General features: G+C 72.7%; 20 protein-coding genes. 8 read left to right on the forward strand and 12 right to left on the reverse strand.

The window, feature by feature from the left end; genetic code table 11:
- Nucleotides 1-679 precede the first annotated feature (679 nt).
- From Q8R60_07425 to Q8R60_07440, 4 genes are read right to left on the reverse strand one after another with little or no spacing between them, the layout of a single operon-like run.
- Nucleotides 680-1,813: a TIGR02679 family protein gene (locus Q8R60_07425; GenBank protein MDP3712297.1), complete on the reverse strand. Its 1,134-nt coding sequence runs from the start codon at nucleotides 1,811-1,813 to the stop codon at nucleotides 680-682.
- Entirely contained in the window at nucleotides 1,810-5,805 is a 3,996-nt protein-coding gene (locus Q8R60_07430; GenBank protein MDP3712298.1) for a TIGR02680 family protein, read from the reverse strand. The genes Q8R60_07425 and Q8R60_07430 overlap by 4 nt, the downstream gene beginning before the upstream one ends.
- A complete protein-coding gene (locus Q8R60_07435; GenBank protein MDP3712299.1) occupies nucleotides 5,805-6,977 on the reverse strand; it encodes a TIGR02678 family protein in 1,173 nt (390 codons plus the stop codon). The genes Q8R60_07430 and Q8R60_07435 overlap by 1 nt, the downstream gene beginning before the upstream one ends.
- Entirely contained in the window at nucleotides 6,974-8,518 is a 1,545-nt protein-coding gene (locus tag Q8R60_07440) for a TIGR02677 family protein (GenBank protein MDP3712300.1), read from the reverse strand. The genes Q8R60_07435 and Q8R60_07440 overlap by 4 nt, the downstream gene beginning before the upstream one ends.
- 75 nt (nucleotides 8,519-8,593) lie before the next feature.
- Here Q8R60_07440 and Q8R60_07445 point away from each other — a divergent pair, with 75 nt between their 5' ends.
- The gene (locus Q8R60_07445; GenBank protein ID MDP3712301.1) at nucleotides 8,594-8,971 is read left to right on the forward strand and encodes a hypothetical protein; all 378 of its coding nucleotides are present in this window, start codon (nucleotides 8,594-8,596) and stop codon (nucleotides 8,969-8,971) included.
- 16 nt (nucleotides 8,972-8,987) lie between these two features.
- The gene (locus Q8R60_07450) at nucleotides 8,988-9,233 is read left to right on the forward strand and encodes a hypothetical protein (GenBank protein ID MDP3712302.1); all 246 of its coding nucleotides are present in this window, start codon (nucleotides 8,988-8,990) and stop codon (nucleotides 9,231-9,233) included.
- Nucleotides 9,234-9,267: 34 nt separating this feature from the next.
- Here the strand turns inward: Q8R60_07450 and Q8R60_07455 are convergent, their stop codons facing one another.
- From Q8R60_07455 to Q8R60_07465, 3 genes are all read right to left on the reverse strand, one after another.
- A complete protein-coding gene (locus Q8R60_07455) occupies nucleotides 9,268-9,534 on the reverse strand; it encodes a type II toxin-antitoxin system Phd/YefM family antitoxin (protein MDP3712303.1) in 267 nt (88 codons plus the stop codon).
- Between the two features lie 94 nt (nucleotides 9,535-9,628).
- A complete protein-coding gene (locus Q8R60_07460) occupies nucleotides 9,629-9,919 on the reverse strand; it encodes a helix-turn-helix transcriptional regulator (GenBank protein MDP3712304.1) in 291 nt (96 codons plus the stop codon).
- A 126-nt stretch (nucleotides 9,920-10,045) separates the two neighbouring features.
- Nucleotides 10,046-10,567: a hypothetical protein gene (locus tag Q8R60_07465; protein ID MDP3712305.1), complete on the reverse strand. Its 522-nt coding sequence runs from the start codon at nucleotides 10,565-10,567 to the stop codon at nucleotides 10,046-10,048.
- 126 nt (nucleotides 10,568-10,693) lie between these two features.
- On the opposite strand from Q8R60_07465, the gene Q8R60_07470 reads away from it, so the two are divergent.
- The gene (locus Q8R60_07470) at nucleotides 10,694-11,179 is read left to right on the forward strand and encodes a hypothetical protein (protein MDP3712306.1); all 486 of its coding nucleotides are present in this window, start codon (nucleotides 10,694-10,696) and stop codon (nucleotides 11,177-11,179) included.
- A 75-nt stretch (nucleotides 11,180-11,254) separates the two neighbouring features.
- Nucleotides 11,255-11,581 carry a DUF2695 domain-containing protein gene (locus tag Q8R60_07475; protein ID MDP3712307.1) on the forward strand — a complete coding sequence of 109 codons (327 nt, stop codon included), beginning with the start codon at nucleotides 11,255-11,257 and terminating at the stop codon, nucleotides 11,579-11,581.
- Between the two features lie 57 nt (nucleotides 11,582-11,638).
- Here Q8R60_07475 and Q8R60_07480 read toward each other — a convergent pair whose 3' ends face one another.
- The 4 genes from Q8R60_07480 to nrdR all read right to left on the reverse strand — a co-directional run bounded on the left by Q8R60_07480 (nucleotide 11,639) and on the right by nrdR (nucleotide 17,009).
- Complete coding sequence (locus Q8R60_07480) at nucleotides 11,639-12,412, reverse strand: hypothetical protein (protein ID MDP3712308.1); 774 nt, start codon at nucleotides 12,410-12,412, stop codon at nucleotides 11,639-11,641.
- Entirely contained in the window at nucleotides 12,409-13,446 is a 1,038-nt protein-coding gene (locus Q8R60_07485) for a hypothetical protein (protein ID MDP3712309.1), read from the reverse strand. Before Q8R60_07485 ends, Q8R60_07480 begins: the two co-directional genes overlap by 4 nt.
- Nucleotides 13,447-13,549: 103 nt before the next feature.
- Nucleotides 13,550-16,387: a vitamin B12-dependent ribonucleotide reductase gene (locus Q8R60_07490; protein ID MDP3712310.1), complete on the reverse strand. Its 2,838-nt coding sequence runs from the start codon at nucleotides 16,385-16,387 to the stop codon at nucleotides 13,550-13,552.
- A gap of 115 nt (nucleotides 16,388-16,502) precedes the next feature.
- Nucleotides 16,503-17,009, reverse strand: coding sequence for a transcriptional regulator NrdR (nrdR, locus tag Q8R60_07495; GenBank protein MDP3712311.1), 507 nt, complete (start codon nucleotides 17,007-17,009; stop codon nucleotides 16,503-16,505).
- 592 nt (nucleotides 17,010-17,601) lie between these two features.
- On the opposite strand from nrdR, the gene Q8R60_07500 reads away from it, so the two are divergent.
- The 3 genes from Q8R60_07500 to Q8R60_07510 all read left to right on the forward strand — a co-directional run bounded on the left by Q8R60_07500 (nucleotide 17,602) and on the right by Q8R60_07510 (nucleotide 19,125).
- Nucleotides 17,602-18,039 (forward strand): hypothetical protein, encoded by a 438-nt coding sequence (locus Q8R60_07500; protein ID MDP3712312.1) that lies wholly within the window; start codon nucleotides 17,602-17,604, stop codon nucleotides 18,037-18,039.
- Entirely contained in the window at nucleotides 18,039-18,398 is a 360-nt protein-coding gene (locus Q8R60_07505) for a DUF5615 family PIN-like protein (GenBank protein ID MDP3712313.1), read from the forward strand. The genes Q8R60_07500 and Q8R60_07505 overlap by 1 nt, the downstream gene beginning before the upstream one ends.
- A 73-nt stretch (nucleotides 18,399-18,471) precedes the next feature.
- Nucleotides 18,472-19,125: a response regulator transcription factor gene (locus Q8R60_07510; GenBank protein ID MDP3712314.1), complete on the forward strand. Its 654-nt coding sequence runs from the start codon at nucleotides 18,472-18,474 to the stop codon at nucleotides 19,123-19,125.
- Here the strand turns inward: Q8R60_07510 and Q8R60_07515 are convergent.
- Complete coding sequence (locus Q8R60_07515; GenBank protein ID MDP3712315.1) at nucleotides 19,114-20,106, reverse strand: nitroreductase family protein; 993 nt, start codon at nucleotides 20,104-20,106, stop codon at nucleotides 19,114-19,116. The genes Q8R60_07510 and Q8R60_07515 overlap by 12 nt on opposite strands.
- A gap of 127 nt (nucleotides 20,107-20,233) precedes the next feature.
- On the opposite strand from Q8R60_07515, the gene Q8R60_07520 reads away from it, so the two are divergent.
- On the forward strand, nucleotides 20,234-21,808 hold the full coding sequence (locus Q8R60_07520; GenBank protein MDP3712316.1) for a GAF domain-containing protein: 1,575 nt from the start codon (nucleotides 20,234-20,236) through the stop codon (nucleotides 21,806-21,808).

The raw sequence follows: 21,808 nt of genomic DNA on the forward strand, positions 1-21,808 counted from the left end.
CCCGACCGAGCGGCCGGGTCCTTCCGAGCGTCCAGCGTCAGCCTGATCGCGCGCTCCCGAAGCTCCTCCGGGTACTTCCGTGGTGCCGCCATTCTTGATCCTCCGTGGCTTGATGGTCTCCATCAAACCCGGTACGAGACATGGCAGCCGCCTAGCCCCTAAGCAGCAGTAGTCGCTCGCTGATACCTGAGCTCGCACGCGCGAGCACGAAAGTCGCCCGACGTTCCGCGCCGGCAAGGACGTCTGCCATATGCAGGTCGAATCAGCGCGTGCTGCCATGCATTAACCAAGATCTTGGTCCCTAATGACCGCCGAACACGCGGTACCCCCTCTCCCGCAGGTCTGCCGCCAACTCGGCCTCGGCGGCCAGCGAGTCCTCCCGCGACATATATGGCCCCCATCCCTCAGTCAGATCAGGACGGAGACGCAGACCCGATCTGCGTACGATTCGAGCGGCGCGGATGCCCTCCGTATGCTGCAAGAACCGCCGTTCTGGCTCGTGCCAGCTCTGGCCGACGTAAACGCTCGGACGGTTGTCGTCCGGAGCCTGCGACGACAGTTCGATGACGTAGACGTGGAACTGCTTGAGCGTTCTGGCCGAGGCGCCAAACTTGGACATGGGGGCCAGTAAAAGGGATCAGACTGCAAACGCGGCGCCATTCAGCCGCCTCAATGCGAACTAGGCGTCTCGCCATTCGGCCAACAGCACCTCGAACACCTGCTCCTCGTGCACGGCGACACCCCGCTCGTGCATGGCGATTGCCAGCCCCGGATCCCACGGCGTCGCCACCTCACGTCCCGTGAGCGACCCACCTCCAGGAGCAGCCAGGTAGTCGACCGTCGACATCCGCCAGGGCTGCACGCCTCGACGTTCGATGAGCCAGCTGCAGATCTCGACCCCCCGCCAATCGAAGTCGCCGTGGTAGTCGAGCGGCACGGCAAGGCGGTCAATCAGGTCGAGTGCGACCGCCGCGGGCCAGCCCGCCGTGCAGACGACAGCGAAGCGTCCGCCGTGCCGCGCGGCGAACGACTCGAGCACGGACGGGTTCTCCACCACCAGCACGCGTCCCGTGCCCAGCGCCACGTCGACCCGGCGCAGGTCCCACGGCGTCAGGTGCACCGGGTCCCCCCGATCGGCGGCGTCGCGCAACGCCTGCTCGCGCGGCCCAGAAGCCACCGGCCGCAGCCCGAGGGTCAACACGCTGGTCGACACCGTGTCGGCGAGGACGCCGGACTCCTCCCACAGCTTCCGCCGCTGGGCGGCGGTCGCGGGAACAGCGCCGCCGGCCAAGCCGCGCAGAACGACCGCGGCCAACGCCCGTCCCTCGTCGAGAGCGTGCGCATCACCGGTCACGGCGACCGCGAGTTCCGTGCGCAACCGCGCAGGCGATGCCGGGAGGAGTGCACGCACCGCCACGGCCTGGCAGGCCACGGCCTCGGCGTCGGGCAGCCGGGTCAGCAGGCCGCTGCGGCGTACGTCTTCTGCCCACGCGAGGTCCACGGCCGCCAGCAGCGACAGCGGCACCTCACGAGCGGCCTGCTCGGCGGCGCGGTCGCGCAAGGGCCCGGTCGCGGCCACGACGACCTGCTCGAGTGTCAGCCCGGCGCGGCTCTCCAGCAGCGCCGACACGTCGGCGAGCATGAGCGGCACGTCACCGACGAGCGGCCGGCCGAGAACACCGGACAGGGCATGCCGGGTTGCGCGGTCGAGCGCCGTGAGGCGCGTCGTACGCGTGCCTCGTTCGAGGGGTGCGCGCAGCCGTTGCCAGACCGGGAGCAGAGCCGGGTCGGCGAGCCAGTCGGGCAGGGTCATCCTTCGCCGACGAGCGCGTGCCCGTCCCAGGTGTAGCGGTACTGCGCGATGCCGCGCTCCCCCGGCGCGCGCAGCGCCTCGTAGATCGCGAGCGACGGCACGGTCGGGTGGTCGCCCCACAGTCGCTCGCTGGTGAGGACGAAGTCGAGGTCGAGGTCGACGAGCAGTCCGAAGAGCAGCGGGTGGGTGCGCACGTCGATTTTCGGGAAGGCGTCGTCGAGCAGGATCAGGCGGGGCGCGTGCGGCGCGGCGCCGGCGACCGACGTGAAGTGCGCGGCTGCGGCGGCGAAGAGCGGCAGGTAGCAGACGACCTTCTGCTCGCCCTGCGACAGCGGGGTGCGCCGGGTCAGGGTCGTCCACGCTGTCGCGCCCGGCCGGTGCAGGCGCACCGCGAAGGCCGACCAGCGCCGGTAGTCGAGCGCCCGGGCGAGGTGCTCGGTGTAGCCGCGCTCGGGGTCGGCGTCGCGCTGCACCGCGATGAGCGCGCTCAGGACGTCACGCAAGCGGGTGCGCTCCTCCGGAGTCAGCGAGCCGTGGGCCCGGCCGAGCAGGGCGACGGCGTCGTGGACGTCCTGGCCGGCGTCCTCGCGCAGCGACCAGTCGAGCCGCACCCGGATGCCCTGAGAGGTCCTCACGTCGGCGAGCAGGTCGTTCATGCCCTTAACCAGGTCGCTCGCCTCGGCCCGTCGCGCCCGCAGCTTGTCGCCGAGCTCACCGAGCAGGTGCTCCTCGAAGAGAGTCCGCTCCCGGTCGGTGAGCAGCTCGCGCTCCCGCACCGCCTCCTCGGCCAGGCGCACAGCGGCCAGCGCCAGCGGCTGCTCCGACCCCGCCGGGTCGCGGGCCATCACCGCCAGCGCCTCCCCGACGGGGACGACCCGCGGCTCGGCGTCGGCGGCCGGGCCGGCAGCGAGCGACCGGACCTCGGCGTGCACGTCGTTGGCGTCGGCGGCCCGATCGGTGCCCGGCTCGCTCCAGGCGGTGAGCAGCTGCACGGCGGCCCTCGGGAGCGGCAGCGTCGGCAGGGCGTCGAGGCCGGCGTGGTCGGTGTCCTGCAGCGGCCGGTCGAGCGCCGCGTCGAGCAGTCCGGGGACGCCGCGCAGAGCCGCGACCCGGCCCGCCTGCTCGGTGAGCTCGGGCAGGGCCTCGGCCAGTCTCTGCTCGGCGGCCGCGACCTGGGAGCGCGCCGCACCGCGACGGCCGGTGAGGTCGAGGACCTGCTGGTCGGCCCGCTGCCGCTCGCCCCGGGCCTGCCGCTGGGCCTGCTGCGCGGCGTCGAGGTCGGCCTGCATCTGCTTCACCTCGACGCCGAGGGTGTCGAGCAGCGCCTGGTGCTCAGCCACCGCCTCGCGGGCGTCGCGCTCGGCGGTGTCGGCCTCGGCGTCGGCGCGCTTGGCGTCGTCGGCGTCGCGTTCGGCGGCCTCGCCGTCCTCCTCGAGCCGGCGGGCAGCCGCGAGCAGCCGGGTCGCCTCGGCGCGCAGAGCCTCCAGGCGCACATCGAGATCGGTGAGCGCGGCGCCCCTGAGCTCGAGGGCGTCACGGTCGGCGGGCAGGTCGTGCTCGGCGCACAGCCGCTTCAGCGCGTCGGTGTCACGGGCCAGCTCGGCGGTCGCGGCGGTCAGCCGCTCGCTGGCCGCGGTCGCGTCGGCCTGGGCGCGGTCACGAGCCGCCGACCGCTCGTCACGCCGCACCCACGCGGCGCGCAGCGCGTCCGACGCCGGCAGCCGGTCGAGCCAGCCGAGCAGCGCAGTCCGCTCCTCGGCAGCAGCCCGCTCGGCCTCGGTCGCCGCATCCAGGTCCGCGGTCGCTGCCACCTGCTCCGCCTCGACCGCGGCCAGCCGGCGGGCCCGCTCGGCGACCCGGGCGGCGCTCCCGACGTACTGCGCGACCGGCTTGTCCGCGCGGCCCCGCAGCGGACCGAGCCGCCACGACCCGTCGCGGCCGATCGCGGCCGGACCGTCGGCGTCGTCGACCCGGTCGAGCAGAGCGACGGTGGCGAGCACTCCCGCGACGACCTCCGTCGTCACCGGGCTGCCCTCGGGAACGTCCGGTCGCAATGCCTCGGCGAGTGACGGACCCTGGGTTGGCGCGCCTGTCCGGATCACCGTGTCGAGGGTGTCGGCCGCGAGCACGGAGCCGTCGGCGAGGACCTGCGCGTCGAGCAGACCGGCCGCCTGCAGCGCCGCCTCGATCGGTGCGGCGTCGACGCCGTCACGGACATCCACCAGCCGCCACAGCGGCAGCCCCTGCTGCGGGTCGCGGCCCGGCCGCGGCAGCGCCGGATCGGGCGGCGCGGGGTCGGTCTCGGCGAGCACCGCGGCGTGGCGGCCGTCCAGCTCGCTCAGCAGCGTCTGCGCGGCGACCCGCCGGGCGGCCGCCTCGGCCTCGTCGGCCCGCAGCGCGTCCAGCGCCGGCGCGGCAACCGCTCGGGCCTGCTCTGCCACGGTCTCGAGAGCGCTCGGCGTCGGTGCCGGGATCTCCAGCCCCTTGGCGAGGTCGGGCCGCTCGCCCGCCCAGGCGAAGGCGTCGCGGCTCCACGCCTCGGCCAGCGACGTCACCTCACGCGCGGCGTCGGCGAGCGAACCCGCCGCCTGCTCCTCGCGGCGCTCGGCCTCGGCCGCGCGCTCCGCGGCGGCGTCTCGCGCCCGGGTCTGCTGCTCGACCCGACCGACCGCGTCGCGGACGACCGACACCGCGGCGCGCACCGTCGTGACGCGGTGGCGCGCCGCCGGCACCGCCTCCACCAGCGCCTCGCCGAAGGCGACCGGGTCCTCGCCGGCCGGCAGCGCGCCGGGCAGCCCGCAGCCACGCAGCCCGGCGTCGACCTCACCGGCGGAGCCCACCAGCCGGCGCCCCTGCTCGGCCAGGTCACCTGCCTCCCGCTCGACCCGGGCCCCGCTGTTGTCTGCCCGCTCGGTCGCGCGCACCGACGCCTCGCGCGCACGCCCCGCCACCTCCATCAGGTCCGACGCCCGCCGCTGCATCTGTCGCAGCACCTGCTGGTTGCGCGCCAGCGGCCCGGACTCCAGCGCCGACACCCGGCTCGAGGCCTGGGCCAGCCGCTCCCCCGCCGCCCGCTGCTCGGTCTCCGCCTCCCCCAGCGCAAGAACGACCTGCTCGAGCGCCGCCGTCTCCTGCCCGACGGCGCGGGCCCGCGCGGCGCGCTCCTTCTCCGCGGCCAGCGCAGCTGCGGCCCGCTCCCGCACGACCGTGGCGGCGTAGCGCCGATAGACCGTCGCGGAAGCAGCCACAGCAGCCGCCGCGGCCGCGAGCTTCTCGACCCGCTCGCCGTGCTCGGCCAGGTCGTCGAAGGCCTCGCCCACCTGGCGCACGGCCTCGTCGTCGAGCGCCGGCAGTGCCTCGTCGAGCATCGCGACGAGCCGGGCCGGGTCGATGTCCTCACCGACCTGCGGCTGGCGCAGCCAGTAGAGCAGCCGCAGCAGGTCGTCGTACGCCTGTGGTTCGAGGCCGAACAGCAGCCGTCCCACGTGCTCCTTGTAGGCCCGCGGCGAGTCGAAGACGCTGCCGCCGAGGGACTCCACGAGCTCCCTGCAGCGCGGCGCCGACAGCGGCGCGCCGTCGGGCTCGCACAGGTCGGGCACGCCACCCGGCACCGTGAACTGCCACGTCGACACCGTCCGCGCGTTGGCTGCGTAGCGCAGCCCGATGCCGCACGTCACGACCTGCGCCTCGCCGCTCGGGTCGACCCGCGCCAGCTCGACCCACAGGTAGCCGAGCCGGGTGCCGGTGCCGCTCGCGCCGTCGCTCATCAGCCACAGCAGCTGGCTGCCCTGCCGCCCGGTCGCGGTCATCCGCGCCTTGTCACCGTCGAGCACGAACGGCAGCAGCATCTCGAGCGTCTTGCTCTTGCCCGCGCCGTTGGTGCCGCGCAGCAGCAGCCGCCCGTCCGCGAAGACGAACACCTGCTCGTCGTACTGCCAGACGTTGAGCACCCCGGCGCGCGTCAGCCGGTAGCGGTGCGGGTCGCGCGCCATCAGAAGAGCCCCTCGGCGTAGGAGGTGCTGGCGGCATAGCGCGCCGCCGCGGCGTGCACCTCGAAACCCTCGTCGGTACGACGAAGAAGGCCGCTCTCGCTGAGCACCTCGACGACGTCGGCGCGCAGCAGTGCGACGTCGTCGTAGGCCTTCTTGAGCCCGCGGCCGTGCTCGGCCACCACCGCCGCGAGCGCCCCGTCGAAGTCCACGACCGGGCGCCAGACCCGGTCGGCGAGCTCGGCCCCGCGGGCCGGCTCGCGGGCGGCGTCGGCGATGCGCTCGAGGACGAGCAGGGCGGCATGGCGAGCCGAGCCGGTGCCGGGGAAGGCGACGTCGGTGAGCACCTCGTCGGGGTCGATCGCGATCGCGCCCTCGGCCCGCAGCTCGAGGTCGAGCCCGACGTTGTCGCGCAGCCAGTCGCGCTCGCGGTTGCGGTTGCGGCTCCACCACTCGACCTGGTCGGCGGTGAGGTCGGTGACCGACAGCACCGGCGACTCGAGCAGCCTGCGCCGCACCGCGACCCGCGCACCGCCGGCCGCGCTCGGCAACGCGGCGGCGTCGAGCAGGTCCTGCGGGCTCTGCGCGCCCGACAACCCGGCCGCGACCAGCAGCCGGAGGCGCTCCCGGCGTACGTCGAGAAGGCTCTGCGCGCTGGCGTCCTCGGCGAAGCGGGCCAGGTCGCCGTCGCGCTCGACCAGGACGCCGAGCTCGACGAGGACGCCCAGCGCCGCGGCCAGCGCGCGCCGGTCCGCGACCGCGTCGAGGTCGACGGCGAGGCCGGCGTCCGCGACCGCGCTGCGCACCTGGGCGACGAGCTCGTCGAGCAGCAGCTGCCCGGAGCAGCGGGTGAGCGCCGCCAGCGTGAGGCAGAGCAGCGAGTAGGCCCGCGGGTCGAAGGGCCGACCTCTCCCGCTGCTCGTCCTCTTGCGCAGCGGGCGGGTCGCGTCGCGGCCGAGGCCGGCCTTGAAGAGCCGGGCGACCCTGGGCTCGACGACCAGGCGGTAGCCGAGGCCCTCGGCGCACAGCCGCTGCAGGTGCTCGCGGTGCTTGCGCACCAGCAGCAGGTCGTCGGCGCGCGGCCCGTCGGCGGCGAGCAGGGGGTTGAGCAGCAGCGCCCGCAGCGCAGTGCGGCGCTCGGCCGCGACCTGGGTGTCCTCGGCGGTCCCGCTCATGCGAGCTCGAGGGTGAGGTCGTGCAGGCACAGGGCGCCGGCGGGGCTGGCGATCCGGGTCTGCCGGCCGGGGCTCGGCCGCACGACGAGGCACACCTGGGTGCCGTCGGGCAGCGAGGCGGTGGCGCTGGCCCGGTCGGGCCTCGAGGCACTGGCCGTGGCGCCGACCGTGCCGCGAGCGAGGGCACCGCCGCTGCCCGACAGCGCGCGGGCGTGCAGCTCGAGCAGCTCGACGCGGGCCTCGTCGCTGACCTCGACGCCGGCCGCGAGGTCCTGTCCGACCAGGGCCTGCAGCTCCTGCAGGGCCTTCGCGCGCGCCGCCTCGGCCGCGGCGCGCTCGCGCAGCCGCTGCGCCTTCACCGCACCGAAGTCCTCGCGGCGGGCGCTGACACCGGCGGCCTTGCGCTCGCCGCTGGTGCGCAGCATCACCGGCACGTCGGCCACCGGAGCGCGCCACCACGAGCTGGTCGCCGGCGCGGGCTCGCCGTCGGTGTCCGCGGCGAAGCCGAGGTGGCGGCAGGGGTAGAGCCCGAAAGCCGCTGCCCACAGCGCCGCGGCCTGGTCGGCGTCGCTGTCGTCGAACCAGCGGGCCAGCCGGACGAGGTCGGCGTAGCGGCTGACCTCGCGGTCGGTGCTGGTGGCCAGCCGGCGCAAGTTGACCAGCAGCGCGCGCATGGCCTTCGTCGCGAGGGTGCGCACCTCCTCGGCGTCGCTCGGGCGACCGGGCGTGCCGAGGAACCACGCCCGCAGCCCGTCCCAGTCGGCCTCGGCCAGGCCGGTGCTCCGACTGGCCACTGCGCCGTCCAGCCCGACCAGCCGGGTGCCGGCGTTGGCCCGGGCGAGCAGGGGTGCCGGGTCGATCCCGCGAAGCAGCTCGCCGATCTGCGGCATGGTGCGGGCGATCTGGTCGACGAAGCGCTGCAGGTAGTCGATGAGAGCGGCCTTGAACGCCTGGAAGTCCTCGCGGCCGAGGTCGTAGCGCGACAGCACCTGGCTCAGGCTGGCGTAGAAGGCCCGGGTGCTGGTGACCAGCCGCTCGAACTGCGCGAACACCGTCGCCACCTGACCGGCCAGCACGTCCGGATCGGCGTCGGCCCGGGCTGCTTCGTCGTACGCCTCGAGGATCCGCAGGCCGGCCAGGATGCCACCGAGCATCTCGGTGGAGACCTCGCGCACCTCATCGGTCGCGGCGAGCAGCTCCTCGACCTGGCGGTGGACCAGCTCGCCGCGCTGGGTGAGCTGGTAGCGGGCACGGGTGGTGAGGTACTCGCGGATGCTCTTGGCCTCGGTCTCGCGCGGGCTGCGCGCGAGGTTGCCGTGGTTGACCAGGTAGGACAGTCGGGCGTCCACGACGTCGACGTCGAGCTCCAGGCCGTGCTGGTCGCGCAGGCTGTCGGCGACCTCGCGGGCCGACAGGTCGGAGAGCAGCCCGGCCGTGCCGGCGGTGAAGACGCGCATGACTGCGACGTACTGCTCTGACTCGTCGTTGACGGCGTAGCGCAGGGCGGTGAGGCGCAGTCGGTCGTAGGGCGCGGCGCTCACCCGGTGGACGCTATCGGCACCGTCCGTCCACACGGCGGAACCTCGCTGTCGGACCCGCCTGTGACCATCTGTCGCGTGAAGCAGCGCTTCGTTCGCACCGGCGACGAGTTGACGGACTCCGTGACGCTCGTCGTCCGCGGTGGAGAGCTCGACCCCGTCGTGCTGCGTGCCGACGCGCTGCGCAACCACAGCATCTACGGCATCTACGGCATCTCGGTGTTCGCCGTTCGCGACCTAAGCCTGGACGAGCTGGCCCAGCAGCCCCCGTTGATCCGGTTCGCCTCTCTCACCACGGTGACCGTGGGGGAACTGCGCGCTCTGGGGCTGAGGCTGGAGCCCACCGGACGCAATCCACGCCACTACGACGTCACCTTCGATGACCTTGACGACGGGGTCGCGCGGCTGGCGAACTGCACACACAGAGTGATCGTCAACCCGTACTATGAGGGGTAGCGAGGAGGCAACCGTGATGGACGACATCGACCTGGTCGCGGACCTGAATGCGCAGGACGACGACGGCTTCGGCTGGTCGACGCTGACAGATGCGCGGCTACCGGATCGCATCGTCGTGGGCGCGATGGTGCTCGCGGGCAACCAGTCGGGCCGAGCCGTCGTGCGGATCGTCGCCGTGGACGACGACGGTCAGGTGCACTTCGCCATCCTCCCGGGCTCCTTGGCCAAGAACCGACACCTGCTGGGGCGCACGGTCGCGTGAGTGTCAGGACCCAGCTGGTCGTTGCCCTCGATGCTCAGCGCCTGAGGTTGCGGACCGCTTCCACGCCGCGGACCACGTCTCCGGTCTGGTAGCTCAGATCAGCCTCGCGGATGTCGGCCAGGGCAGCCGGGTCGGCCAGCACCGAGACGGTCTCCTCGAGCCCCGCCAGGTCCTCCGGGCTGATGAGCACGGCGACAGCCCGCCCGCGTCGCGTGATGGTCACGCGCTCGTGCTGCTTCTCGACCCGGTCGACGACCTCGGACAGGTGGTCACGGACGGATCGCAGCGGCTCGACACCCATGGCCACGATCGTGGCGCACTCGATCGGACCCGTCTAGCGCGTCTGGCATCAGCGACGCCATCCGTCCTCGGACGCCAGCCGCTCCGCGAGCGAGTCACGGAGCTGCCTCGCGAGCCACCATGTGCAGCTCGGCGCCGAGTGCGTCAGCGAGCCGCCCGAGAGTCGTCTCCGTCGCGTTGGCCAGACCGCGCTCGATGCGGCTGATGTCGGCTTGGTCGATGCCACTGCGCTCTGCGAGATCGATCTGGGTCCAGCCGCGCGACAGTCGTAGGGCAAGCACGTCTGCGGCGAGGGTAGCGCCGCGGTTGAAGACCTGCGCCTGAGTGCGGCCCTCGGGGGACATGCGTGCACGTCGGGCCTTGACGACGTCGGAGTACTCGCTCATGTCCCTCACCTCGCGGTCACTATGGCTTTTAGGCCATAGAGTGTCAACGAGGCAGCCCTGTTGCCCGAGTCATGCCTTGGCGCCGCAGCACGAGCTCGACGGCCGCGTCCACGTACACCTGCGGCGTCATCCCTCCTCGTACGCAATCTGCTCCGCGAGCGAGTCGCCCTGTCGGAGCACTTCCTCCTCGACCCGACCAGCGCGCGGGCGGACGAGCCACATCTCGCCAGAGTCACTGCGGTGGGCAGCCACGACCCCACCGAGCTCGTGGTCGAACGTGAAGGCATCGAAGCCGGCAGCGCCTTGCGCACGAGCGCCGCGGCGCAGGAACGTCTCGTCCAGGTAGGCCAGCCACCGGGTCAGGCCGTAGTGCTTGCCGTCATGCGCGTCGCGCACGACGAGGCACCTGCCCTCGCACGCCGGCACCCACGGGCACCACAGTCCCGGCTGCCCCGCCGGCGGGTCGTTGTAGGCCTCGACCTCGTCGTACTCGTCGTCCATCCCGAAGGGCGAGGACGGCACCGCCCACAGGTCGGACGAGCGCCGCCAGCGCCTGCTCTCGGCGAAGGCCATGAGGTACTCGAACTCCTCGTCGTTCAACGCTGGACGGACATCGATGTGCCCGACCGCCGTCACCCTGTAGCCCATGTCCCGCTCCTCTCGGTCGCCGGGACGGTGCCAGACCCGCCGGCGCCCAGGGCCCGGCTGTCCACAGGAGGCTCGGTCGTCCACAGGCACGGCCCGCTCGGGCCGCGGATCGGTCAAGGTCGAGGCATGGCTGATGACTGCGCCCAGTGCCACCCCGGCGGACTCCACCACCCCCGCGTGCTGCTCGACGAGCTCGCACGCCGACACCTGCTCAGGCCGGGTCCGGACCTGGTCGTCGTCGTACGCAACACGACCGGCGAGGTCCTGGGCGTGGCCGAGCTCCCCGACCTCGAGAGCGACCGGACGGGCGACGGCATCGCTGCCGCGGCTCGTCGAGCGGGAGCCGGCGAGTGGTCCGCGGACCGACGTGCGCGCGACCGCACGGCCCACCTGGTCCGACGCCGCCTCGGCCGCACCGTGCCCGCCCGTCGCGAGTTCCGAGGGTGGTCGAGCTGGCTCAACGCGAGTGGCGAGATGGACGCGTACGTCGGGGACTGGCTGCTCGTCACCGATCACGGCTGGCGCAACCTGCTGTCGACGACCGGCCCCGCAGGGACGACCCCGACCCTGGTCAGCGGCGACGGTGCGACTCGGCTCCGCGCCGTCGTCTGACGACCTGCGCGACCGGGGCGGGCCCTGTGGACGATTGGGGTCCGACTGTCGCAGGGCGTCGTCAGGGTGCCGGGCATGACGATCGCTGATGACGCCGAGAAGGCGCTGACCATGCACTCCGCGGAGCTGACGGCCCCGCAGCCGGCGGAGTGCCTCTACCACTACCTGGGCCGGATGCTGCAGGAGTTCGGGTGCCGCGGGCATCGCTTCACCATCACCTGGGCCAACACCCGCACGATCCGCGGACGCCCGGTCCTCGACTTCGTGCAGGCGCACGGCGGCTGCTGCTGCGACTGCGAGGTGCTCATGAACACCTTCCGCCGCGCAGCCTCACGCCGGAAGGACCTGGTCTGCCCCGCCGGCCTCGCCGAGCTCGACGAGATCTGGGGAGGCGCGGGGTAGGTAGTAGTCGTCGGTGCGCACCTGACGCACGTCGCGACGAGGGCGCGCGGCACAGATCTACGAACCCGTGAGTGCGCGGTGAAGCCGAAGGCCCAGATCGCGAAGCTCGTCGGGAGAGACGGCACCTCCTCCCGGCGCCCCGGCTTGCTTGATCCACAGGACGCTGCGTTCGGAGTCCTGGACGAGGAGACGGTCGACGAGCCGGGCAGTGAGCGCCGTCAGGCCATCTGGGGCATCCGCGATCCCACGCGCCACGGCTGCGGATCCGACGCTCTCCAGCAGCCGCCGGGCGTCGTCCACGTCGGTTCCCCGCTTGGCCAGGGTGGCTTGCGGGCGCCGCGTCGCAGCCTGCAGCTTCGCGACGAACAGCGCTGGTGCCGTCGCGACCGGTAGGGCAGCCAGAGCAGCCGGCCTTGTCGCTCCGGCGACGTGAACGCTCAGCTCGACCCGTTCGGCACTCACCAGGGCCCACTCGTGCGCGAGGAGGAAGAGTCGGTCGGCGTCGTCGTCGGGGAGGTCGGCCTCCTCGAGTGGTTGCTCCAGCGTGGAGATGACGTCTAGTCGGACTCCACCGGGCAGCTCCACGTGGGCACCGACGCGCTGTGCGGCCCGTCGAGCCACCAGGCTGTCGACGGTGGACGGCACCGTCTCGCGGAGCACCTGGTCCACGTCGAGCGTGACGCGATGCGCCTGAGCGAGTCGCGTCATGACAGCGACACCACCGATGAGCGCGTGCTCGGGAAGGTCCTGCCGCTCCAGCGCGGCGAGGGCCCGGACGAGACCGATCAGCTCGCTGTTCTCGGCGACCACGAGGGCCACGCTGACCGTCATGCCCACACCCGCGCGGCCCAGGCCGGTGGTGTCCAGTCTCTCAGGACCTCTACTCCTCGGGAGGTGTCCTGCGCGAGGTCGAGGGCGACCGCGAGCGGATCGGCCAGCAGCCAGTGCGTACCCGGGACGTGAGTGTCCGGTGCGTTCTGCCGCAGCGAGCACACCTGCCGGACGGGGGCGACCGCGGCAGTGGCACCACGGTCGTCCCAGGTCTCGGCCTGGCCGAGCGCCCGCACAGCACGGCGCAGTACGACGGAGTCGGGGACGTAGAAGTCCGGTGGCCATCCCGTACCGACCCCGAGCGGCGCGCCGTAGAGCGTGGCCGCGACGGTGTCGGTGAGGGCCCAACCGCGGGTCCCCGTGGGGATACCTGGAGCTGCCTGGCTCGTGTCGAGTCCGAGCTCGAGGTCCGGGTCCTGAGGCTGTGGGGCCCGCCGCAAGGCCACCCTCCTGACCTCCCACCGCTCCGCGAGGACCCAGAACAGCTCGGGCAGCAACGGACGGCCATCGCGATCCAGCAGACTCGCCTCGCGGAGCTGAGCCAGGACCCCCGACACCGCAGCCGGTGAGAGATCGAGCATCCGCGCGAGCGGCCGCACGCCGACCGCCACCTGGGGCTCGCGCAGCAGCGCGAAGCAGACCTCGCGCCAGGCGCGGCCGGCCGAGCGTGGCGTCGGGACGACGTCGCGCGGACGGAAGCTGGCATCGACGAGCACTCCGGGGGCGCGCACGTAGGCGTGACCCCGCATGTCGAGCCATGACCACCCGCGGTCTACGAGCAGTCGGCGGGCGGCCTCGGAGATGCGATCGGCCACGAGCAGGGAGATGGCAGCCGAATCGGTCCCCTCGCGCGGGGACAGCGCGTGCACGTGGGCTGGGCTGACGACTGAGGCGCGCGTGACCTCGACGCCACACGTCCGCCCGTCGATGTCGAGAACGAGGTCGTACCGACGGCCGCCGCTCGTGGCGCGCAGACCCACGGCACTGAGGTCCTCGATGACCTCCTGCCACCCACGTTCAGTGTTTGCGTGCACGTGAACAGTGAACACCTCAGGGAGGCGCTTCACAACGGGTGACCGACACACCACATGCGGAAGGCGCGCGGGACGGATCCCCGCGCGCCTACCGCGTGGCGGCCTAGCTGCAGCCGCTGGTGGAGCCGCAGGACTCGCAGACGTAGCAGGAGCCGGCCGGGCGCATCTTGACGCCGCAGGTCATGCAGAGCGGCGCGTCGGCGCCGATGCCCTGCTGGGCCTCCATGAGCTCCGTCGACGAGCCGACCGACGCCACCGGAGCGACAGCGCGGGGGGTCTCGACGGGCACCGACTGGGCCAGGCCCTCGACGTCGACGTCCTCGTCCGCGACGGCGGGCGCCGAGCCGTAGGACGCGGCCACCGTGGCGGCGCGCTCCTCGGCGGTGAAGATGCCGAGCTCGGCGCGGTCGTCGTAGGGGAGGTAGTCCAGGGCCAGGCGGCGGAAGAGGTAGTCCATGACGGACTGCGCGATCCGCACGTCGGGGTCGTCGGTCATGCCGGCCGGGTCGAAGCGCATGTTGGTGAACTTCGTGACGAACGCGCGCAGCGGCACGCCGTACTGCAGGCCGATCGAGATCGACACCGAGAAGGCGTCCATAACCCCGGCGAGGGTCGAGCCCTGCTTGCTCATCTTGATGAAGACCTCGCCGACCTGGCCGTCCTCGTACTCGCCGGCCGTCATGTAGCCCTCGGCCCCGGCGACGGAGAACGAGATCGTCTGCGAGCGGCGCTTCTTCGGCAGGCGCTTGCGGGTCGGTCGGGTGGCCACGAGGACATCGTCCTCTGCCGAATTACCAGTGGCCTCGGAGCCCTTCTTGTCCTGCAGCGGCTGGCCGACCTTGGAGTTGTTGCGGTAGATCGCGAGCGCCTTGAGACCCATCTTCCAGCCCTGGAAGTAGACCTCCTCGACGTCCTCGATCGTCGCCTCGGCAGGCAGGTTGACCGTCTTGGACAGCGCGCCCGAGACGAAGGGCTGGATCGCGGCCATCAGCTTGACGTGGCCCATCGGGGAGATCGAGCGCACGCCCATCGCGCAGTCGAAGACCTCGTAGTGCTCCTGGCGCAAGCCGGGGGCGTCGATGACGTGGCCGTGCTCGGCGATGTGCTCGACGATCGCCTCGATCGACTCCTCCTGGTAGCCCAGGGCACGCAGCGCGCGCGGGACCGTCTGGTTGACGATCTGCATCGAGGCGCCACCGACGAGCTTCTTGAACTTCACCAGGGCGAGGTCCGGCTCGAGCCCGGTGGTGTCGCAGTCCATCATCAGACCGATCGTGCCGGTGGGCGCGATGACCGACGCCTGCGCGTTGCGGTAGCCGTTCTTCTCACCGAGCGCCAGGCACTCCTGCCACGCCTTTGTCGCCTCGTGCAGGACTCGCGCGTCGTCGGCGCCGACCGTGCGGACGCTGTCGTTGGCCGCGGCGTGCTTGCGCATCACGCGCTTGTGGGCGTCGGCGTTGCGGGCGTAGCCGTCGTACGGCCCGACGATCGCTGCGAGCTCCGCCGACCTCTTGTACGCCGTGCCCGTCATCAGCGACGTGATCGCCGCCGCGAGCGAGCGGCCACCGTCGGAGTCGTAGGCGTGACCGGTGGCCATGAGCAGGGCGCCGAGGTTGGCGTAGCCGATGCCGAGCTGGCGGTAGGCGCGGGTCGTGTCACCGATGGGCTCGGTCGGGAAGTCGGCGAAGCAGATGGAGATGTCCATCGCGGTGATGATGAGCTCGACGGACTTCGCGAACTCCTTGGCCATGAAGGTCCCGTCCTCGCGCAGGAACGTCATGAGGTTCAGCGAGGCGAGGTTGCAGGAGGAGTTGTCGAGGCTCATGTACTCCGAGCACGGGTTGGACGCGGTGATGCGGCCCGTCTCGGGGTTGGTGTGCCAGTCGTTGATGGTGTCGTCGTACTGGATGCCGGGGTCGGCGCACTCCCAGGCGGCCTTGGCCATCTTGGTGAACAGCGTCTTGGCGTCGACGGTCTCGATGACCTTGTTGTCGAGGCGCCCGCGCAGGCCGAACTCCTTGCCGCCGTCGACCGCGCGCATGAACTCGTCGCTGACGCGGACCGAGTTGTTGGCGTTCTGGTACTGGACGCTGACGATGTCCTTGCCGCCGAGGTCCATGTCGAAGCCGGCGTCACGCAGCGCGCGGATCTTGTCCTCCTCGCGCGCCTTGGTCTCGATGAACTCCTCGATGTCGGGGTGGTCGACGTCGAGGACGACCATCTTGGCCGCGCGGCGGGTGGCGCCACCGGACTTGATGGTGCCGGCGGACGCGTCCGCGCCGCGCATGAAGGAGACCGGGCCGGAGGCGGTGCCACCGCTGGACAGCAGTTCCTTGGAGGAGCGGATCCGGGAGAGGTTGAGGCCGGCGCCCGAGCCGCCCTTGAAGATCATCCCCTCCTCGCGGTACCAGTTGAGGATCGAGTCCATGTGGTCGTCGACGGCCAGGATGAAGCAGGCACTGACCTGCTGCGGGGCGGTCGTGCCGACGTTGAACCAGACGGGGCTGTTGAAGCTGAAGACCTGGTGCAGCAGCATGTGCTTGAGCTCGTGGTCGAAGATCTCCGCGTCCTCGTCGGTCGCGAAGTAGCCGTGCTCCATGCCCGCCGCGGTGTACTTGTCGACGACGCGGTTGATGAGCTGCTTGAGGCTCCACTCGCGGTTGTCGTGGCCGACGGCGCCGCGGAAGTACTTGGTGGTGACGATGTTGGCGGCGTTGACGCTCCACGCGACGGGGAACTCCACACCGCGCTGCTCGAAGTTGACCGAGCCGTCACGCCAGTTGGTCATGACGACGTCGCGGCGCTCCCAGTCGACGAGGTCGAACGGGTGGCTGCCGGCGGTCGTGTAGACGCGCTCGAGGCGCAGCCGCTGCTTGCGCTGCTTCGGGGCGCCGTTGCTGCCCTGGGTGGCGCTGGTGGGTCCGCTGACCGTCTCCGTCATATGCCTGTGTCCTCTTCGTCGTCTGTAGGTAGAACGCTGCGTGGCCGTGCTGAAGTCCTGGAACTGATGTGCCCTGAGCAGGGGCGTGCGCTCGGGGCGGGGTCCCGTGCCGGCGCTAGCTGGCGGGGACGAGGCGACCGGGCGGGCCGGTCTCGTGCTCGAGGTCGACCGTGTCCGGCCGGGAGGCGCGCAGGGCGCTGATCTCGGCCTCGAAGTCCGCGAGGGACTCGAAGCCGCGGTAGACGCTCGCGAAGCGGAGGTAGGCCACCTCGTCGAGCTCCTTGAGCGGGGCGAGGATCGCGAGGCCGACGTCGTTGGCCGCGACCTCCGCTCCCCCGAGCTCCCGGCAGGTCGCCTCGACCTGCTCGGCGAGCAGCGCGAGCGCGTCCTCGTCGACCGGGCGGCCCTGGCAGGCCTTGCGGACGCCGCTGATGACCTTGCTGCGCCGGAAGGGCTCGGTCACCCCGCAGCGCTTGACCACCGCGAGAGAGGTCTCCTCCACCGTGGTGAAGCGACGGCCGCACTCGGGGCACGAGCGCCTACGCCGGATCGCGTCCCCGTCGTTGGCCTCGCGGCTGTCGACGACGCGGCTGTCCGCGTGCTTGCAGAAGGGGCAGCGCACTGGTCTCCTGCCCCCTGTCTGACCCGCTCACGCGTCCGGTCGCTCGTCCACACCTGTGGATGCGGTTGCCCACAGCATGTGGAGAACTACACCGGTGTAAGTACTAGATGTTGTGCCGAGAAGGTAGGCGTGGGGCACGGCTGGTGTCCAGCGCAACGGGACAGTTTTCGCGAAGTCGCAGGTCGTCGAGCGTGAAGTCGCGCCCACCCCGGCGTGTCGCCCGGCGTGTCGCGCGCCCCGCCGCGACAGCAGGCCGGGTGCTGGCCGCCCCGGGCTCGGTCGCGGGCCGTCAGCCGTCCGGGTCAGCTGCGGTCGCGCGCCGTCGTACCCGCCCTGGTTGTCCACGCGGCTCTGCACACAACCGACCCTGGCACCGGGGTCCGACACTCCCGCCGCGCCGCTCGCCCGCCCCGTGGCCGCTCGCCCGCTCGCGCCGCGCCAGGGCGGGCCCTGTCCACCTCAGAGCTGCACTCGAAGGAGTGCAGGTGCACCTGATCACGAGCACCGGCACTCGATCGAGTGCACCTCGCCAGCGCACACACGTCACCCCGAGCCGTGACGACAACCGACTACGACGTAGTAAAGTCGCTCTGTGAGCACCCCCAGGTCGATCCGCTTCGAGACCGGCGTCACCCAGCGGCTGTCGTCGTACGTCGCGAGGCACCCCGGGCTGTCGGCGTCGTCGGTCGCTGCCCGGCTCGTCGACGAGGGCTTGCGGATGGACGAGCACCCGGGGGTGGTGTTCCGCGACGGTGCGGCCGGGCGGCGGGCCGGCCTGGTCGCAGGGCCCGACGTGTGGGAGGTCGTGCGCGCCGTGCGGTCGGCGCGCGCCGCCGAGCCCGACCTCGACGAGACCGCGCTGCTCGCGATGCTCGCCACCCACACCGGGCTGCCCCCGGCGGTCCTGCGCATCGCGGTCGGCTACTGGTCCGCCTACCCCGACGAGGTCGAGGCCCTCATCGCCCACGCTGACGACCTCGAGGTGCGCGGCCTGGCCCAGCAGGCCAAGGTCGACAGCCTCCTGCGCTGATGAGGCTGCTGCTCGACGAGATGCTCGGCGAGGCACTCGCGCAGGGTCTGCGCGACCGGGGGTTCGACGTCGAGGCCGTGGTCACCCGGCGCGAGCTCGTCGGTGCGTCCGACGACGTGGTCCTCGCCGCAGCGACCGCCGAGGGGAGGGTCGTGGTGACCTTCAACATCGCGGACTTCGTGGCACTCGACCAGCAGTGGCGAGCCACGGACCGCACGCATGCCGGCGTCCTGCTGCTGGGTGCGCGCGCGTTCCCGCAGGACCGCGCGCTGATCGGGCGGGTGGTCGCTGCCGTCACGGCCCTCGGCGATCGCGACCTCACCGGGTCGCTGCGCTTCCTGCAGCCGGCACCTGCCTGATCGCCACCCTGACCTGCACCCCTGTCCGTGGCCGGAGCCCGCACGGCCCCCGACGCGTGGGAGCATCGGCGCCGTGACGATCCGGGTCTTCCTCCTCGACGACCACGAGATGGTGCGCCGTGGCGTCACCGAGATGCTCGAGGCGGACGGCGACGTGACCGTCGTCGGCGAGGCGTCGACCGCGGCCGAAGCCCTCGCGCGCGTCCCCGCGCTGAAGCCCGACGTGGCGGTGCTCGACGTCCGCCTGCCTGACGGCGACGGCGTCACGGTCTGCCGCGAGCTGCGCAGCAAGATGCCGGACTTGGCCTGCCTGATGCTCACGTCGTTCGCCGACGAGGAGGCGCTGCTCGGCGCGATCCTCGCGGGGGCGTCCGGCTACGTCCTCAAGCAGGTCCGCGGCTCCGACCTGATCGGCGCCGTCCGCACCGTCGCCGCCGGCGGCAGCCTGCTCGACCCCGTGACGACGACGCAGGTCCTCGAGCGGCTGCGCCGGCCGACCGAGCAGGACCCGCTGGCGGCGCTCACCGACCAGGAGCGGCGCATCCTCGACCTCATCGGCGCGGGCCTCACCAACCGCCAGATCGGCGAGGACCTGCACCTCGCGGAGAAGACCGTCAAGAACTACGTCTCGTCGCTGCTGTCCAAGCTCGGCCTCCAGCGCCGCACCCAGGCCGCAGTCGTCGCCGAGCAGGAGCGCGCCCGCCGCGACCGGCCCTCAGCCGGCTGACGGAGGCTCGACCAGGTGCGCCGCGCGCCTGCCGGTGGGCGGCGACCCGAGGCCCTGCGGCCAGCCGGCGCGCAGCACCACCTGAGGACGACCGAGGACGCGCAGCGCGGCGCCCAGCCGGGCCCGCGTCGCGGGGACCTCGATCACCTGGCTCAGCGGTGAGGCCACGACGCCGCGGGCCGTCGCGGCCAGCCACAGGTCCGACAGGGCCACGCCCGCCCGCACCCAGTCGGCCGCGGTGTCCCCGTCGGTGCCGACGACGAGCAGCACCGGGTGCTCCGCGTGCGGCGGGTCCGTGACGGCCCCTGGGACGGCCCCCGAGGCAGCGTCGGCGTGCGGCAGGTGCGGCCCGAAGTCGCGCAGCACGACCGGCGAGCCAGGCCTGTGGTGCTGGTCCGACGGCACACCGTCGGGCCTGCCGATGCCCTCGCGCGTCCAGCGCCGCAGGTCCTCCTGCACGGCCAGGTCCAGCCGCTGCAGGGCGTCGGCCGCGGACAGCAGCACCGCGAGCTCCACCTCGTCGTCGCGGTCGAGCACCCGCACCCAGGCCCCGTCGACCTCGGCGGCCGAGCACAGCTCCTCGACGAGCGAGTCCGGCAGAGGTGCGTCCGCGAACGGCGTGCGGTCGGTCCGCCGCAGCGCGAGCGCGTCGGCGCGCCGCTGCTCCTCGTGCGACGGCCAGGCGATCCCGATCACCTGGATGCGCGCCAGCAGGTCGAGGTCGTAGGGATCGGGGCGGATGGTCAACCGCACCGCGTGGCCCTCGCCGCGCAGAGCCGTCCGGGCGTGCGCGGCGGCCGCGCCGCAGCTGATGGCCAGCTCGCGCCCGTCCGCGTCCTGGGCGGTCAGCTGACGCCGCCTGTCGGCGTGCACGAGCAGCGCGCCCTCACCGTCGAGCGAGAAGTGCCACGGCTGGGAGTTGTGCAGGGACGGCGCGTGGATGGCCGCCTCCATCGCGGTCTGCAGCTGCTCGGGCGTCATCGCGGGGCTCCTTGTACAGGGGAGCTCCCACATTCCGACGACGCCCGGCTCCGCACCAGGGCCGCACGGGCAGGACGGGGAGGACCAAGGTCCTGACGCCGCACCGAAGCCGTGACAAGGTCTGGTCGTGGAACGCACCCTCCTCGACGCCGTCCTGGCGGTAGGCAGCGCGCTTGACCTCCAGGTGGTGCTGCGACGCATCGTCGAGGCGGCGATGGAGCTGTCCGACGCCGAGTACGGCGCCCTGGGCGTCGTGGGCGACTGGGGCGGGCTGTCGCAGTTCCTCGCGGTCGGCATCGACGACGAGACCCGCGCCCGGATCGGCCCGCTCCCCCACGGCGAGGGCATCCTCGGCGAGCTGATCCGCCACCCCGTCCCGCTGCGCCTGGTGGACCTGTCGGCCCACCCGGCCACCTACGGCTTCCCGGCCCACCACCCGCCGATGCACAGCTTCCTCGGCGTGCCCGTCCGGGTGCGCGACGAGGTCTTCGGCAACCTCTACCTCACCGAGAAGCGCGGCGGCCGGGCGTTCGACGAGGGCGACGAGGCCGTCGTGCTGACCCTCGCGACCGCCGCCGGCGTGGCGATCGACAACGCCCGGCTGTACGACGAGGCGCAGCGCCGCGAGCGCTGGCGAGCAGCGGGCGCCGAGGTCGCGACCGCGCTGCTGTCGGGCACCGAGCCGGAGGAGGTGCTGCGGCTCGTCGCGACCCGGGCTCGTGTGCTGGCGGAGGCGTCGTACTCCTGCATCGCCTTGCCCGTCGCCGCCGGTCACCTGCTCGTCGAGGTCGTCGACGGTCCACCGGAGCTCGCCGGCGTGGTCCTGTCGCTCGCGGGCACGCCGCTCGGCGCCGTGGTCGCGACCGGCGAGCCGCTGCTCGTCTCGGGCGACGCGGTCCCGCAGGTCCTGTCGGCCTGCCCGGTGTCGTCGGCCCTGCTCGTCCCGCTGCCGACCGTCGGCGGGCTGCTCATCGTGGCGTCCGCGGCCGACGAGCCAGGGCTGCGCTCCACGCACACCCACGAGCTGCGCGCGTTCGCCAGCCAAGCCGGGCTCGCCCTCGAGCTCGCGCAGCGTCGCCGCGACACCGAGCAGGTCGGCCTGCTCGAGGACCGCGAGCGGATCGGCCGCGACCTGCACGACCTGGTCATCCAGCGGCTGTTCGCGACCGGGATGCGCCTGGACGGGCTGTCCCGGCTGGTCGACCGGCCCGAGCTCGCGGAGCGGCTGCGCGAGTCCGTCGACGACCTCGACACGACGATCCGCGAGATCCGCTCGACGATCCACGCGATCCAGCGCGACGTCACGCCCGGCAGCCCCAGCCTGCGGGCCCGGCTGCTCGACGTCGTCGACGCGGGCGCCGAGGTGATCGGCTCCGAGCCGGCCCTGCGACTGTCCGGCCTGGTCGACACCGCCGTCGGTGACGACGTCGCGGAGGACCTGCTGGCTGTCCTGCGCGAGGCGCTGTCCAACGTCGCCCGCCACGCCAAGGCCAGCCACGTCGAGGTGACGGTGAAGGTCACCGACCAGGTCCGCCTCGAGGTCCGCGACGACGGCATCGGCCCCGGCGTGGACAGCGGCGACGGCTCGGGCAACGGGCTGGCGAACCTCACCGCCCGCGCCCAGCGCCACGGTGGCGGCTGCTTGCTGGAGGAGCGCGAGACCGGCGGCGCCCAGCTCAGCTGGTGGGCCCCGCTCACCTGA

Source organism: Mycobacteriales bacterium, assembly GCA_030697205.1.
Classification (GTDB): domain Bacteria; phylum Actinomycetota; class Actinomycetes; order Mycobacteriales; family SCTD01; genus JAUYQP01.